Genomic DNA, 16,207 nt, shown 5'->3' on the forward strand with positions numbered 1-16,207 from the left:
TTATTTTTGACGCAGAACCCTTACCATTCCCACACAAACGTAGTTATGTCGTATAAAGCGCTTGCTCTTCAAGTAACCTGTCAAAGTGTCAATGCTTACCAAACCCGCGACGAGGCTGAAACGGCGATGCTTCAAACCATCGACCGCCTTGAAAAACAGATAGCGGCTTCTATCAACCTCATCGGACGCGATACCTTACTTGTTGTCGTTCCCGAATACTTCCTGACAGGTTTCCCACTGGACGAAACGACTGACCAATGGCGGGAAAAAGCGGCTCTCGAGATCAACGGACGCATTTACGAAGCACTCAGTGCAATGGTTCAGCGCCAGCAAATCTACTTCTCAGGAAACGCCTACGAGCAAGATTCTTTTTTTCCGGAGCTTTATTTTCAAACCAGCTTTATCATCGGTCCCAACGGTGACGTGCTCCTGCGCTACCGGCGTTTGAACTCGATGCTGTCGCCTACCCCCCACGACGTTTGGGAGTTGTACCTGGACGCCTACGGTTACGATTCACTGTTTCCCGTTGTCAAAACCAACATTGGTAATCTAGCCTGTATCGCGTCAGAAGATATTCTATATCCCGAAGTAGCCCGCTGTTTAGCCATTCGGGGGGCCGAAGTGCTCTTGCACTCTACATCGGAAGTGGGTAGTCCGCAACTGACCCAACGCAACGTTGCTAAGATGGCCCGCGCCATCGAAAACATGACTTACGTGGTATCAGCCAATTCAGCTGGTCTCGTCGGTACTTCGCTACCTATGGGCAGTTCTGACGCCGGTTCCAAAATCATTGACCCCAAAGGAACAGTGCTGGCCGAAGCCGGTTACGGCGAGAGCATGGTAGCCAATGCCGATATCGATCTGGCGATGCTACGGGAATTTCGGCAACGTCCGGCAGCGGGCAATCTGCTAGCTCGTCAGCGATTTGAGCTATTTGCCGAAAGCTACGCCAGACACAATTTCTTTCCCCCTAATACACTGCTGAGTCAACCCGCCGAACGTCAGCACTTTATTCGAACACAGCAGGAAGTGATCAAGAAAATGTATAGTTAGCGGGTAGTCGAAGCCCTAAGAACGATGCGTATGAGCAATTCGCATTCTCTAGGGCTTCTATTCAACATCGAATCTTATTCCGTCATTTCGCTTGGGTCGATTATAATTACTTTTCGTCGGCGTTTGGGCAGGCGTAGTAAATTGTTGCCCATCTCTTCGGGTGTCTGATCACCCAGTAGAATTCCCCAAGCCCGTAAGCTCTCAACCCGGTCGAAGATTACCTTCATAATGGCGATGGCGGGAATCGACAAAAACATACCGGACACGCCCGCTACCGCTCCACCAATTAATACACCAACAATAGACACAAGCGCATTGACCCGCACTTTTGACGCTACAATAAGCGGCACAAGGACGTTGTTATCAATAAATTGCACAAAAAGGAAAACACCCACGACGCCAAGAACAATGGGAACGTCGGGCTGGTTGCTAAACGTAATCAACACCGTTAGCGCTGTGGCAACCAACCCACCGATGTACGGAATCAGGTTCAGGATGGCGGCCATTATCCCCAGCAACGCGGCATACTGAACGTTCAATATTAATAAGCCGACCGTGTTGAGTATCGCAACGGCGACCGTTTCGAACAGTAAGCCGACCATATAACTCTGAATGACGCCCTTGATTTCTGTCATTACTTCATGCACCTGGCTGCTGTATTTTTCCGAGAAAAGAACCACGACAAAGTGGATGAGCATTGTCCGGTAGTAAAGCAGCAAGAAGACGTAAATTGGAATTAGCGTAAGCGTACCGAGCGGCCCGGCAATAACGCCTAGTGTATCCGGGCTTTGTAAGCTGTTCAGCGTTTGGGCCTGCGCCTTCTGGATGTACTGGTTCTGCTGGCGATAACTAACGTTGTACTCGCGTCGAACCCACTGCTGCACTTCGTGGTAAACATCGTTAATGTTCTGACGAATTTTAGGAATGTCGTCCGTTAGATCTGCCAGTTGCATCGATAATACGGCGGCAGTACCCAGCAGTACAACAGCAGCCAGCAACAGTGCCAGACTAATGGCAATTACTTTGTGTATACCCAATCGCATAAGGCGATCTTCGACAGGTCGTAACAAGACCGCTAGTAAGCCCGCCATAGCCAACGGAACCAGAATATCCTGACCTAGATAGACGGCTGCGGTTATAATAGCAAGCGATAATAATGATAGTGAGAACTGGTGATAGTGGGGTCGCTTAACGTCAGAGAGCATACGGGCTAAGATTACATTTACGCATAAACTAAAATGACGATCAATCGGCTACCCTATTTACGGGTGCAGTACCCAAATTATTTTCGTTGGTAGAGCGAATCGACAATTGCGGACAGCCAGTAGTGTGTGGGTTGACGGATTATGGCTTTACAAAAAAATCGCCTACTTTACTGTCCCAAACCCTACCTGTAACCTTATGCAGTTGACCATCAACGAACGTTCCAGTATTCCGAAATATCGTCAGATCGTTGAAGCCGTTTTGCACGGAATAGAAACAGGAACCTTACACCGCGATGAACAGCTACCGTCGATCAACGAACTAAGCGTCGAATTTTATCTGGCGCGCGACACCGTTGAGAAAGCCTACAAGGTTCTTAAGAAAGACGGGGTTATTGAGTCGGTTCGGGGCAAAGGCTATTTTGTTCGGCGCGAAGGGCCGGACCAGCTCCGGGTGCTGCTGCTCATGAACAAACTCAGCGCCTACAAAAAAATCATTTATTACGCCCTCCTCGATGCGCTAGGCCCCGGCGCGGTGGTTGACCTGCGCCTGCACCACCACGATACGGCTAAATGCGCTCAGCTCATTCAGGACGGCCAGGGCGACTACGATTATTACGTTGTCATGCCGCATTTCTACGACCAAATAACGGCTCCGGCTCAATCGGTCAACATTCGCTCGCTGCTATCCGACATTCCGGCCAACAAACTGGTTCTGCTGGATAAAGGACTACCTGATCTGAAAGGTGACTACATCGCTGTCTATCAGCAGTTCGACAACGATTTATACGAAGCGCTGGAATCAGGGTCGGATCTGCTCGAAAAATACGGTAAGCTGGTTTTAATCTTTCCCGGAGACGTGCGCTACCCTACCGAGATTATCCAGGGATTCAGAAACTACGCGGTTCACTACAAAAAGAATTTTTCGGTTCTAGCCACAACGGTCAACAACACGATAGAACCGGGTACGGCCTATGTTGTGCTTGAAGACAGCGATCTGGCTGAGCTTGTCCGGCAGGTACGACGCCAAAACCTGACGCTTGGGCGCGACGTTGGTATTCTATCGTTCAACGAAACACCCCTCAAAGAAGTACTCGCCGATGGCATTACGGTCGTCTCGACCGATCATGAACAAATGGGTCGCTCAGCCGCACAACTTATGCTGGCGCATCGCTCCGAAAAAATCAAAAATCCGTTTAAGCTTATTCGACGGGCATCGCTATAAACAATGCCCGTCGAAGTCAGTCCCTTATTTTTTATACGCAAACTTCATGATGTAGCCTTTTTTGCCGTTTCCTTCGCTGGCAATAAACAGGTCGCCGTTGGGCGCGAAGCAGATTCCTTCGGGCTGACGGTATTGTTTCGGATCGAGCGGTTCGGAATAGATGATTTTGGCCTGTCGGTTGGTAATCAGCAACCGCTTGCCCGCCGACGTCAGAATGTACCACTCGCCCGTAATCGGATGAACGGCAATGCCGGATGGTTTATAACTTTTGGGGTCTATACCCGCGCCTTCGAGTTGTTCATCGTTCAGGCTCATGTCCTTAAAAACAGCCTTGTTCAGCAGATCGAACGAATAAACGGTCTTGTCGCTCGACGGACCACCGTTTTTGACCGCAATCAGCAACCGCTTCGTTTTGGGATCGTAACCCAGACCCTCGACCTCTGTTTTCTTGGGCAGATCCGTTTTAGTCCGGCCAATCTGAGTTGACTCCGGTTTAAAGCGAAACAGATTACCGTTGCTTTCCAGCACGTAAACCTCATCGTTTACATATTCAATACCTTCAAAGTCACCGTATCCACCAAAGCCAAAGTCTTTAACGACGGCCTTCTTTTTCGTATCGAACACATACACAACCGCTTCCTCGTCCTGTACGCAAAGTAGCTGATCGTTTTTGTAGTATGTCAGCCCCGATATTTCTTCCAGTGCTTTGGGCAACGTATAGGTTTCATCGGGTGCTGTGAGCCGATACGGTAGCGTGAACGAGGCCGCAAGTTTTCCCGCTTCGGGTGTATCTTCCGCGCTTTTTTTCGTTTCGGATGAAGGGCCGCAACTGACCAGTAACAGCAAGATTCCGGTAATGATACGATTCATGAACAAGGGCGTTTGCCGGTAAAAATAGACGTAAGACCTGTAATTTCAACTACTAATTCGCGCAGTCGTCTTTACTCAAAAACAGAATGGCGTCATTCAGGTTGCGGAAACTGGCATTCCGCCGGTTTCTTTTTTGTGTGGTATTCACTATACTTAGCTTTGTATAATGACTGCCGCAACTATGACCCATCGCCTGACGAATCGACAAAAATGGCAACTCGCCCTGAGCGTGTTTGCCGTTTATTGGCCTATTCGGCTCTACGTTAACATATCGGCATTTAGCTGGTCGCTTGTCGAACGCAGCATTCCGTTCTGGTTGCTGGAAACCATACTGAGCATTTTATTTTTTTATTCCTGGATCAACGTAACGGAGTGGCTTCAGCAACGGCTTTTTAAGCGCTCTGGCGAAGGCTTTCTCATCGAGTTCAAGATTCCGGCCCAATTAGCGACTCTGGCCATTGCCAGCGCGTTGGCCGTTGTTTTCAACATTGCTTTTTACACGATCTGGCATAGTGTGGATGATACGCTGCAAAAGGGCTTTGGCCTTATTCGTGAGCAGGAGCCACGCCCGCAACGGGTTGAACCCACACCCCCCGTTTCCGAAGAGCGCCGTAAAAACCGGGAGCAGCGCCGACGCGTCAACAATGGTCTGACGGTGATGGCGATGTTGTCGGCTTTTTATCTGGCAGCCAACCGCCGGGCCTACCGCCAGCTGGAAGATGTGCAGGTACGGGCCGAACGACTCGAAAAGGAAAACGTGCAGGCTCAGTTTGCCGCCCTTAAAAGTCAGGTCAATCCACATTTTCTCTTTAATAGCCTGAGCATTCTGTCATCGCTGGTCCATGCCGATGCGGATCTGTCCGAAAAATTCATCGATCAGTTGTCCCGAGCGTACCGCTACATTCTGGAGCAAAAGGATAACGAACGGGTATTGCTTAAAACCGAGCTTGAGTTTATTCAGGCGTACCGTTTCTTGCTGAACATTCGCTTCGAAAACAAGTTCGACGTGGTTATCAATGTACCCGAAGCCGATCAGAGTCGGTACAGCATTGCTCCGTTGACCTTGCAACTGCTGGTCGAGAATGCCGTTAAGCACAACCGAATGTCGGCCAAGGAACCGTTGCACGTATACATTCAGCTCGACGGCGAAAATTTGATCGTGCAGAATAATCTCCAGCCGCGCCCGCAATCCGAACATTCGACGGGCGTCGGATTGCAAAACATCATTACCCGATACGCTTTGCTTACCGATCAGCCAGTCTGGGTGGGCGAGAATGAAGGTGATTTTATCGTAAAGATTCCGCTTTTAAACGAGCGAATCCCGGTCAGTGAGCCAGCGGCTAGTACAATCGTCTAATCGCTTAATTGTCTGCTAAACAATGAACGTAGTTATTATCGAAGATGAAAACCTGACGGCCAAACGACTGGAAAGTCTTCTGCACAAGTACGATCCGACCATTAACGTCTTAAGCCGGTTGCCGTCCGTGGCCGAAGCAGTAGGCTGGCTAAGCCAACCAAGCCATCCGGCTATCGATCTGGTGTTTATGGATATTCACCTGGAAGATGATCTGGGCTTCCGGATTTTCGAGCAGGCCAATCTGACCACACCGGTTGTGTTCACGACGGCCTACGACGAATACATGATCCAGGCGTTTAAAGTGAATAGCATCGATTATCTGCTCAAACCGATTAATTACGATGAGCTGGTAGCCGCCATTGAAAAATTCAAGTCGTTCAAGAAGCAGTTTGGCGTAACGAGTCCGCCTACCCCCGATCTGGACACGCTGTTAAGTTTGATTGGCAAGCCCCGCGAAATGGACTACAAAGATCGGTTCATGATCACAGTCGGGAATAAGATCCGGAGCATCAGTACGCACGACATCGCGTATTTTTATCTGGAAGAAAAAATTGTTTTCCTGGTTACAAAGGATGGCTTAAACCTCCCCGTTGACTACAGTCTGGACAAGCTGACGCAGTTGCTTAATCCACGCCATTTTTTTCGCATCAGTCGCCAGTTTTTAGTGTCACTCCCCGCCATCCATACCATCCATACGTTTTCGGCGGGCAAACTCAAGCTTGACCTGATGCCCAAAACAAAGCAGGAAGTCTTTGTCAGTGGAGACCGCGTAACCGAATTTAAAGAATGGCTGGGGAAATAGCTGGCTTACAGAAGTATCTGCCGCTGGCTGTACTTAGCGATTTTATAGAATAGATCTTTTGGATTGAACGGCTTGGTAACGTAATCGACCATACCGACCTTGACGGCCCGGTCCTGGTTGCTGAATGTGGCCGAAGCCGTCAGCGCAATGATCGGTACATCGGGATCCAGCTTACTGATTTCGTAGGCCGCTGTATAGCCATCCATTTCTGGCATCTGAAGATCCATCAGAACCAGGTCAAACTGCCCATCCCGGTATTTGTTGACGCCGATCAGACCATTTTCTGCCGTTTCTACGTCAATCCCCCACATGGTCAGAAACTTCATCGCCACCTTTACATTCACGGGGTAATCCTCAACCAAAAGAACTTTCAGCCCTTTTAAGGTCTTGTTATCGACGGTATCGGGCATTGCCATTGCGGGTACAGCTACACGACTGATTCCCAGATCGAGGGTGAACGAAAAGGTTGCTCCTTTGCCTTCCTCACTTTTTATCTGAATGGCGCTCTCATACAACTCAAGCAGCTTTTTGGTGATTACCAAGCCCAAGCCCGTCCCCCCGAATTTTCGGGTCGTGGCCGAGTTAGCCTGCGTAAACATCGTAAAAATGGCTTCCTGCTTGTCCTTGGCAATGCCTATGCCCGTATCCTGCACCGATATGTAAATAGAAGCCCGTTCTTCGGTGCGGTGCTCCAGAGACAGCTCTATCGTAATCGTACCTTGGTTCGTAAACTTGATAGCATTAGACACTAGGTTGGTTAGTACCTGCCCAATTCGCAGCGAGTCGCCAACCAGCGAATCAGGAATGTCGTCGTCGATCATCAACCGGATTCGGTTACCGTTTTCCTGCGCTTTAGCCTGCTGCGCCCGTTTGATGTTTGAGACAAGTTGCTTCAGATCGAAATTGATTTCCTCAAGTTCAACCTTCCCGGCTTCTATCTTGCTGAAATCCAGAATATCATTGATCAGCGCTTGCAGGTGTTCGATGGAAAACTGGAGAGTTTTTAGATTTTCAGTTAATGCCAGAGGCACTTCCTCCTGCATCATCAGATACGTCATGCCAACGATCCCGTTAAGCGGGGTGCGGATCTCGTGGCTCATCATCGACAGAAAATCCGACTTAGCCTGTGTGGCGTTTTCGGCAACTTCTTTTGCATTCCGCAACTCCGCTTCAATCGTTTTCCGGTGTTCAATCTGCCGCTGCAAAAAACCAACTAAACCGATTAGATTGTTCGGGTCGAAATCCGCCATAGATTCACCCTCCGGAACTTCGATCAGATGAATGGCTTCCATGAGCTTTTCTACCGACTGGCGTCGCTGGCTAACCTCGTCTTTCAACTGCTGATTTATCGCTGAGTATTCGCGTTCATTAAGCAGGGCCGAGTGTTCGAGCAACTCTTTATCCCGGTCAAAATTGAGGTACGAGTCATTGACAGCTTTAATAAACTGCTGAAAACGTTCGTGTTCCAGGCATTCCGGGGTCAAATGACGGTTTATCTGACGGATCAGGATTTTGTGCAGTGAATTAACGTTCATTACCGCTCGGAAAGGATGGTTATGGTCATGGTCTGATTGTGTAATTCGCCAGGACTGTCCGGCCCCGCCGGCGCAATTTCTCCGTACGAATAAAATCCTGTCATTATAGGCTGATGACCGAATATTTCACGGGCCACTTCAACCTCTTCCTCCGTACGTTGCCCCAGGATAAGTTTGCGCCCAACGCAGCTGATAAGCAGGGCCAATTCGGGCGTTTCTCCCAGTTGTTGAAGGGATGCCTGAGCCGCCGTGGCCGACGCTTCGACCAGCCGATCCAGATTGGCGCGCATAAATCGGACGCGGGAACCCTGCGGGATGTCGCCAGCAAACGTCATGCTTTTCGTCGTTTCGTTAATGGACAAAATTGTCCTCACTAGCGGTTGTGAGTCAAGCGTCGTTCGGATCGACAAGGGAAACAACAAAGCCGTTCCGGGCAAGCCATCGGCGTATTTTCCCAGATAGTCTTTGTATAGATCAAGAGCAATGCGGTCGTCTATCTGAAACAATTCGTTGTAGGATGATTTGGTCACTTCACGTTCAGGACCGAACACGTCCCAGCCCCCCACCGATCCATGCCCTATTTTCAACGCCGAACCATACAAGCCGACACCCACAACTTTGCCCGAAACAGGATTTTGATTCAACCCTACCAGTGTTCGTTCAAAACGGTCGCCGTCACCGGCTAACCCACCAATTACGGGAACCAGGCGGTTCAGGCATTGGTTGCTGGCTTCAATTAGATCACTCCCATTGACAACGCCACCGTCCGAGATGAGGACAATAGCGGCCAGATTATCGTCACTCAACGCGCAGGCAATCTGTTCACCAGTCCCGTAGCTTTCTTTGTAATCAGCAATATCTATTTGAACCGCCCGAACGGTTGTCTTCTCAAACTCAATGGCCGTAACAACCAGGGTATCGTCATAAACTTTATCGGCAATTATTTCCCCTGACGTAGAGTTGATGACAATGTGCGCTGTCGGGTAGAGCTGACGCAGGTGTTTGTAATGATCACCCTCTTCCAATAACCTTCGTTCGCCAAAGGCCAAAACAAGCTGCGCCTGTTCGGGCCGAAAATCCGGCGTTCCTGAAATCGTTTCCCAGCTGCCTCCGACAAACCTTGTCTGCCCTATTCTCATCGTGTGTAATGACGTGTGTACATCTCGATACACATTATCTATATAAGTACAATTCTACGTAATTATATAGTTATTTTTACTATATAGTAATACATTATATTTATATATTTATTTTATCGCAATGATATAGCTACTAAAACGTAGGTTTACCAAATTACCAGTCTGGCCAAAAGGTTATGGCAATGTTTAGCGGTAGGATACGACTGCGAACCCGTATCTTTGTCCAATGGATAAACCAGACCAATCTCCCCGGAGACGCGGTGAACGCACCGACGTTAATTTAACCGTTTCAGAACCAGTCGAACTAATGACGTTTCTGATTGCGCAGTTGCCTCACAAGAATAGAAACAACATCAAGTCTTTGCTAAAAAACAAGCAGATTCTTGTTGATGACAAAGTATATACGCAGTTCAATCACCCCCTACGGGCGGGGCAGATCGTTACGGTAGCCGCCAACCGAGCCCCTCAAACGTCTCAGTATCGGGGTCTTACTATCCTATTTGAAGATTCGCACCTGATTGTAATCAACAAACAGGCTGGTTTGCTATCGATGGGTACCGATAAGGAAAGAGACCGCACAGCCTACAGCATCTTAAGCGATTACATTAAGAAAGAGAATCCCAAGAACCGGATTTTTATCATCCACCGGCTCGACCGTGAAACGTCTGGTGTGATGATGTTTGCCAAAAGCGAGAAAGTACAGCGGTTGATGCAGGAATCGTGGAACGCGACGACCAAACAGCGAACCTACGTTGGCCTGGTAGAAGGCATACCCGAACCACCAACCGGTACGGTTGTTTCGTACCTGCGCGAAAGCAAAGCTCTGATCGTTTATTCAAGTCAGAATCCGGATAACGGCCAGTTGGCGGTTACGAATTACAACGTTGTAAAAAGTGCCAACGGCTACGCGCTGCTCAATCTGGAATTAGAAACGGGCCGAAAAAACCAAATCCGCGTTCACATGCAGGACATTGGCCATCCAATCGTGGGCGACGCCAAATATGGGGCCACATCGGACCCAATCGGACGTCTGGGTTTACACGCTGAGGTACTGGCTTTTGAGCACCCCATCAGTGGCCAGCCAATGCGGTTTGATGCCCCTGTGCCGAAGAGTTTTTTAAGCGTTGTAAAGGAACGAGAGGCATAGCCGTGTAGGTAAACCGCTATTCGGTAACGATTGGTTTTTCGTGCGTTGTTCTACCTGAAAGCGAATGCTTCCACCCCTCAATCTCCGGCTTCGGCATTCAAAAATCGGCATTCGGCCAATTTCATTTTCCCACGTAGATTCATCGACGCACCTTTGACCTGTCAATCCCGAATGTCATGAAAAGGTTATTACTATCTATACTCATTATCGGTTCAACGGCTGCGGTTGCCCAGGTGCCAACGAGTGGGACGCCGGCAGCCCGGCCAGACCCGTTTGCTACGCCTGCCAATACGACGCCTTCCAGTACAACCGGTACGCCTTCAAGCCCAGATACATTTACGCTGCCAGCAAGCCCGACGCGGGACGATTTTTCGGCTCCTGCCGATAACCAGCCTAGACCAGGAACGACCGGTTCGGAAGCGGAGCCTATCGCCCGTGGTAACGGCAAAATCACGGGGGTTCTGGTCGATTCGTCGAGTAACAAACCCGTCGAATTTGCGACTATTGCTGTCCTGAGTACCGCAACGAACAAGCCAATTGACGGAACAACGGCTGACGCAGCCGGTAAATTCGTGCTTCCCAAACTGGCTCCCGGCAAGTACCGGCTTTTATTTACGTTCATCGGTTACAAAGACAAGCGTTCCAACGTCATCACCATCGAACGGGGTAGCGACATCAATCTGGGCACCATCAAGATTTCGTCGGATGTCCGGACACTTAAAGAAGTGAACGTAGTTGGTCAGGCTGCCATGATCGAGGAGAAAGTAGACCGGCTTGTCTACAACGCCGACAAAGACATTACGGCGAAAGGCGGTGACGCTACGGATATCGTGCGGAAGGTACCAATGCTTTCGGTGGATATGGACGGAAACGTTAGTTTGCGCGGTAGCAGTAACGTAACGGTTTTGATCAACAACAAGCCCTCTACCATTGTCGCCAGTAGTGTAGCAGACGCGCTCAAGCAGATTCCAGCCGACCAGATCAAAACTGTTGAAGTAATTACCAGCCCCTCGGCTAAGTATGACGCGGAAGGATCAGCGGGGATCATCAACATTGTAACCAAGAAAAATACGCTACAGGGTGCGACACTTAACGTTGACGGTGGCGTCGGAAACCGGGGTAGTAATCTGGGATTGAACGGTAACTACCGCGTCGGTAAAATGGGCTTCAACCTGGGTGGTTTCGGTCGGACGGAATACAACGTTCGGGGATCGTTCGCGAACGACCAGACTACCTTATCGAACTCAGGCAGCAGCGTACGGACCCTTCAAACGGCCAACACGTTGAGTCAGCGCTTATTTGGTAATTTTCAACTGGGCTGGGATTACGACATTGATAAAAACACCTCGCTTACGGCCAGCCTGCGTTACGGAGCCCGAAACGGAAACACGAACCAGTATAACCTACTGACCCAGACGTTCCAGTCTAGCGGTTATTTCCCTTCGATCAACAACCGGAATGTACAAACCAAAGACCTGTCGGGAACGGTCGATGCGAACATAACGTACACCAAGACGTACAAACCACAGCAGGAGTTCAGCATCCTTGCGCTGTACAGCCGTAACAACCGTACCAACGATTTCGTGGCGGATATTCTGAGCGGTACTGATTTTGAGACGATCACCTCCCGGCAGAAAAACGACAACAATAGCTACAACCAGGAATCGACCTTACAGCTTGACTATCAGACGCCCATCAAAAAGAACCAGCTGCTCGAATTTGGTGCTAAGGGGATTTTTCGTCAGGCGAATAGTCAGTACCAGTATTACTTTGCCAACGGCGCTGAAGGCGATTACCAGATTGATCTGAGCCGTCAGGGAAACACCCTGCTTTACGATCAGAACATAGCAGCTTCTTACCTGTCTTACACGCTGACAACGAAAAACAAATTTACGATCAAAGCGGGTGCTCGCTACGAATACACGTTTATCAACGCGAAGTTCAGTAACGAATCAGCCGGGCAGTCAACATCCATTCCCGACTACGGAAATATCGTACCGAGTATTAATATTTCCAAGAACATTGGCGGTGGCAAGATTATCAAGCTGGCTTATAACCGCCGTATTCAGCGCCCCGGTATTCAGTTCCTGAACCCGAACGTCAACGCAGCTAACCCGACCAATATTACGCAGGGTAACCCGTTGCTATCGCCCGAATTGACCGACAACGTTGAGTTCAGTACCAGTACAAACATCAAAGGACTGTACCTGAACGCTTCCTTGTTTGCCCGGCGTACCAACAATGAAATTACGGCGGTGCGGGATGTGTCGCAGCAATCGTTTGGCGATGTCGTCAATCCGGTTCTTCAACAGGTGATTCGGACTACCTACCAGAACGTCGGTCATCAGGACGCCTACGGATTGAACCTGTTCGGTAATGGCACCTTGTTTTCTAAACTACAGCTTGGTGGCGGTATTGATCTGTACCACGTCAGTCTGACCAACAACAATACTAACCCGATCTATGCAGCGTCAAACTCAGGCTGGGTCATTTCGGGCCGTATCAACGGCACAGTATCGCTCGCAAACGGTTGGGCATTCCAGGCTTTTGGCGGCATGCGGGGTAGACAAGTTCAATTGCAGGGCTACCAAACCAGCATGTATTTCTACAACCTGGGTGTTCGAAAAGACTTTAACAACAAAAAAGCCAGCCTTGGTCTCGCTGCTGAAAACTTCCTCAACCATCCGTTCACGATGCGTTCAGAACTCTCGTCGCCTATCCTGACCCAGAATGCAACGACGAATTTCTACAACGCTGGTGTCAAGCTGACGTTTAGCTACAAACTGGGCAAAATGAGTTTTGACGCTCCGCGCAGAAGTCGGCGATCAATCAACAACGACGACGTGAAAGAAGGTGATAACGGCGGTGGCGACAACGGCGGTAACGGTGGTGGTCAGCAACAACAGTCTGCTCCGGCGGGCAATGGCGGTGGCAGCCGCAGCGGCCGTCCCCGGTCCTAAAAATCGTTGATCGTAGTGGTTAATACGCGCTATGATCGTTAGTTCTTAATTAGAATAGGTTGGTGGCAATCCCTCTGGTTTTACTGGAGGGATTCCTTTTTTTAGGACAGATACGGCTTACCATTCTGCCCTACTTACCGTTCCCGGACATGACTATCTGCAACGAACGGATGCGAATCAGCGTATGAAAAGACAGGTGGTTCCTACTGCTGTTAACACCACTAACCGGCACGGAGCTCACCGTTTATCATCAGTTTGTTAATTCTGTGTAAAATTCGACTAATTAGTAAACTCTGTTGACTAGTTTTCGGTTAGATAAGCATGATGCACTCCTACATTCAAATTCAATGACCTTTCTCATACGGACTTTCGTTCTTCTGAGCCTGCTGTTTATCGGTTGGCCACAGTTGACGATGGGCCAGACAATCTACACAATTAGCGGTCGCGTTACCGATGCAGCGACTGGCGAGGGCATTCCTTTCGCTAGCATTGCGGTAAAAGGGTTAACCAATGGTACAACCTCTGACGCCGACGGTCGCTATAAACTACAATCAAAGCAACTTGCTGATTCTATCCAGGTCCTTAGTCTCGGCTATCAGACGCGTACGTATCCGCTAACAGGTGCCGTTACGCAGATCATCGACGCGCAGTTAATCGCTACGGCCACGAAACTTCAGGAAGTAAAAGTGTACGCCAAAGGGGGCGATCCTGCCTACCGGGTGATCCGCGAGACGGTACGCCGACGAGACCAGTTCAATCCAGCGCAGCTATCGGCCTACCAGTACGACAGCTACACCAAGATCGAAGGGTATATCAACAACTTCGGCCAGAAACGCAAAAAGAACCGAAGACCAGGGCCAATCAACCGGCTACTCGGTAAACTCCCATCCATCACGGACGAAAACGGACTGCCCGCCGTTCCGGTCTTTATCTCCGAAACGTTCTCTAATTTTTTCGCCCGCAGCAAGCCCGAAAAGGTAAAGGAAAAAGTGCTTAAGTCGCGGGTTACGGGGGTTGGCATAAGCGATGGCGGTTTGATCGCCCAGCTTACGGGCGCGTCGTTTCAGCAGTACAATTTTTACCGAAATTCGATTTACCTTTTCCTGAAAGATATTCCTTCGCCAATTGGAGGGCAGTGGGAAACGGTGTATACCTTCCGGCTGAAAGATACCATTGCCATCAATGACGCCGTATGCTACGAGATTGAGTTTACGCCTAAACGTGCTAGTGATCTGGCGTTTACCGGCACCGTTTGGATCGATACGCTGAAGATGGCACTAGCCCAGGTTGATGCGCACGTTGACAAGAAAGCGAATATCAACTTTGTGGATGAGCTTCACATCGAACAGAATTGGGAAACGCTGCCTTCGGGTCTTCGATTTCCGACGCAAACCCAGGTTACTATAGACACCGAGCAGCCTACGCCACGCGCGCCGGGAGGCTTGGTTCGCTTTTTCTCCACCGCTCGCAACATTATCGAAAACCAGCCCAAAGACGTAGGGTTCTACGACCCTTCTATTGAACTGGCCGATGACTACCGGCAGGCCGATCCAACCTACTGGAAAAGCGTTCGGCCAGATTCACTTTCACCCAGTGAATGGCGGGCGATGCAGGTAGTTGACTCGGTACGCAATGTACCCATTATCAAAGTGGCGGGCGAGATTATCAAACTCGGCGTCATCGGCTACAAACCCATCGACAAACTTCATATCGACATCGGTCCGCTGCTTTATTCGTACGCCAACAACAACGTCGAAGGAAACCGGTTCCGGCTCGGGATGCGAACGAATACAGGATTTAGCCGGAAATGGCTTCTCAGCGGTTATCTGGCTTACGGCACGCTTGACCAGACGTTTAAGTACAGCGCCAATATCGAGTACATTGCCAGTCGTAAACCGTGGACTGTCTTCGGCGTTCGACGCACCTACGACCTGGAGCGCATTGGCGTATCAGCGGACAATATCGGTAACAACTCCTTGTTTGCCGCTTACTCACGCTTTGGCACCATCCGCCGTCCGTACTATCAGGAAGAAAATCTGGCGTATTTCCGACGCGAAATGGGCCGGGGTTTTACGCAGACGTTGGCGATACGCAACCGCACCTTTGAGCCCTTGTTTCCTTTTGCTTTTCAGCCGCAAATACGGGACCGTGATCAAACCATTCGGGATAGTTACCGAGTCAGCGAACTGATCTCCGAGACACGGTTCGCTCCCGACGAAGTAATTCTGCAAAATGACAACGTCCGGGTTAGTACCGGCGCGGTGCGCAAACCAATTTTCACCTTACGCTACACGCTCGGCGTTCGCAACCTGCTGGGCGGTGACTTTACGTACCATCGCGTTGCGCTGACCATGAAACATTCGTTCCGGATGGGTGTTCTGGGGCGGTCGTATTACAGCCTGGGTGCGGGCATTATTCCATCGACGGTGCCTTACCCTCTTCTGTACACACCGCTAGGTAACGAATCGGTGTTCTATGTCGGCAACGCGTACAACCTGATGAATTATTTTGAGTTTGTCTCCGACCGTTGGGCGACGGCGCAGTATGAACACAATTTTGGTGGTCTGCTCTTCAACCGGTTGCCGTTATTACGTCGGCTCAAGTGGCGGGAGCTGGTAACGGCTCAGGTATTAGTCGGTAGTGTATCCGGCAGTAACCTGGCCATGATTCCCGGCACGGATGCCCAGGGACGCACTGTGGAAGGATTTAACTCCTTAGGCCGCACGCCCTACATCGAAGTCGGGTACGGAATCGACAATATTTTCAAGGTGCTCCGGGTCGATGCCATTCATCGACTTACCTACCGTGATAATCTCACGCGCACGGGTATTCCCGTCACGCCTTTCGCGATCAAGCTGTCAGGCTGGCTTTCCTTGTAGCGGCTCGCAGTTATCCCGACGAATGCCCCCAAGACGAA

11 protein-coding genes are annotated in these 16,207 nt (G+C 49.9%); 7 read left to right on the top strand and 4 right to left on the bottom strand.

The annotated features are described in order from the left end of the window. The first annotated feature begins 45 nt into the window (after window positions 1-45). A complete protein-coding gene (locus LQ777_RS15900) occupies window positions 46-1,053 on the top strand; it encodes a nitrilase-related carbon-nitrogen hydrolase (RefSeq protein ID WP_232558915.1) in 1,008 nt (335 codons plus the stop codon). Between the two features lie 74 nt (window positions 1,054-1,127). Here the strand turns inward: LQ777_RS15900 and LQ777_RS15905 are convergent, their stop codons facing one another. Further along, a complete protein-coding gene (locus LQ777_RS15905; RefSeq protein ID WP_232558916.1) occupies window positions 1,128-2,258 on the bottom strand; it encodes an AI-2E family transporter in 1,131 nt (376 codons plus the stop codon). Window positions 2,259-2,454: 196 nt separating this feature from the next. On the opposite strand from LQ777_RS15905, the gene LQ777_RS15910 reads away from it, so the two are divergent. Then, window positions 2,455-3,480, top strand: coding sequence for a GntR family transcriptional regulator (locus LQ777_RS15910; protein WP_232558917.1), 1,026 nt, complete (start codon window positions 2,455-2,457; stop codon window positions 3,478-3,480). A 24-nt stretch (window positions 3,481-3,504) separates the two neighbouring features. Here LQ777_RS15910 and LQ777_RS15915 read toward each other — a convergent pair whose 3' ends face one another. Continuing rightward, window positions 3,505-4,350: an SdiA-regulated domain-containing protein gene (locus tag LQ777_RS15915; RefSeq protein WP_232558918.1), complete on the bottom strand. Its 846-nt coding sequence runs from the start codon at window positions 4,348-4,350 to the stop codon at window positions 3,505-3,507. Between the two features lie 181 nt (window positions 4,351-4,531). Here LQ777_RS15915 and LQ777_RS15920 point away from each other — a divergent pair, with 181 nt between their 5' ends. Beyond that, on the top strand, window positions 4,532-5,707 hold the full coding sequence (locus tag LQ777_RS15920; RefSeq protein ID WP_232562862.1) for a sensor histidine kinase: 1,176 nt from the start codon (window positions 4,532-4,534) through the stop codon (window positions 5,705-5,707). A gap of 22 nt (window positions 5,708-5,729) precedes the next feature. After that, a complete protein-coding gene (locus LQ777_RS15925) occupies window positions 5,730-6,509 on the top strand; it encodes a LytR/AlgR family response regulator transcription factor (protein WP_232558919.1) in 780 nt (259 codons plus the stop codon). A gap of 5 nt (window positions 6,510-6,514) precedes the next feature. Here LQ777_RS15925 and LQ777_RS15930 read toward each other — a convergent pair whose 3' ends face one another. Both LQ777_RS15930 and LQ777_RS15935 read right to left on the bottom strand, forming a co-directional pair. Beyond that, complete coding sequence (locus LQ777_RS15930) at window positions 6,515-8,044, bottom strand: ATP-binding protein (protein WP_232558920.1); 1,530 nt, start codon at window positions 8,042-8,044, stop codon at window positions 6,515-6,517. Continuing rightward, window positions 8,044-9,183 carry an FIST signal transduction protein gene (locus tag LQ777_RS15935; RefSeq protein ID WP_232558921.1) on the bottom strand — a complete coding sequence of 380 codons (1,140 nt, stop codon included), beginning with the start codon at window positions 9,181-9,183 and terminating at the stop codon, window positions 8,044-8,046. Before LQ777_RS15935 ends, LQ777_RS15930 begins: the two co-directional genes overlap by 1 nt. Window positions 9,184-9,409: 226 nt before the next feature. On the opposite strand from LQ777_RS15935, the gene LQ777_RS15940 reads away from it, so the two are divergent. From LQ777_RS15940 to LQ777_RS15950, 3 genes are all read left to right on the top strand, one after another. Next, window positions 9,410-10,330, top strand: coding sequence for an RluA family pseudouridine synthase (locus tag LQ777_RS15940; protein ID WP_232558922.1), 921 nt, complete (start codon window positions 9,410-9,412; stop codon window positions 10,328-10,330). Between the two features lie 176 nt (window positions 10,331-10,506). Beyond that, on the top strand, window positions 10,507-13,290 hold the full coding sequence (locus LQ777_RS15945) for a TonB-dependent receptor (RefSeq protein ID WP_232558923.1): 2,784 nt from the start codon (window positions 10,507-10,509) through the stop codon (window positions 13,288-13,290). A gap of 347 nt (window positions 13,291-13,637) precedes the next feature. Then, window positions 13,638-16,169, top strand: coding sequence for a DUF5686 and carboxypeptidase-like regulatory domain-containing protein (locus LQ777_RS15950; RefSeq protein WP_232558924.1), 2,532 nt, complete (start codon window positions 13,638-13,640; stop codon window positions 16,167-16,169). Window positions 16,170-16,207 lie beyond the last annotated feature (38 nt).

The sequence above is a fragment of the Spirosoma oryzicola genome (assembly GCF_021233055.1).
Classification (GTDB): domain Bacteria; phylum Bacteroidota; class Bacteroidia; order Cytophagales; family Spirosomataceae; genus Spirosoma; species Spirosoma oryzicola.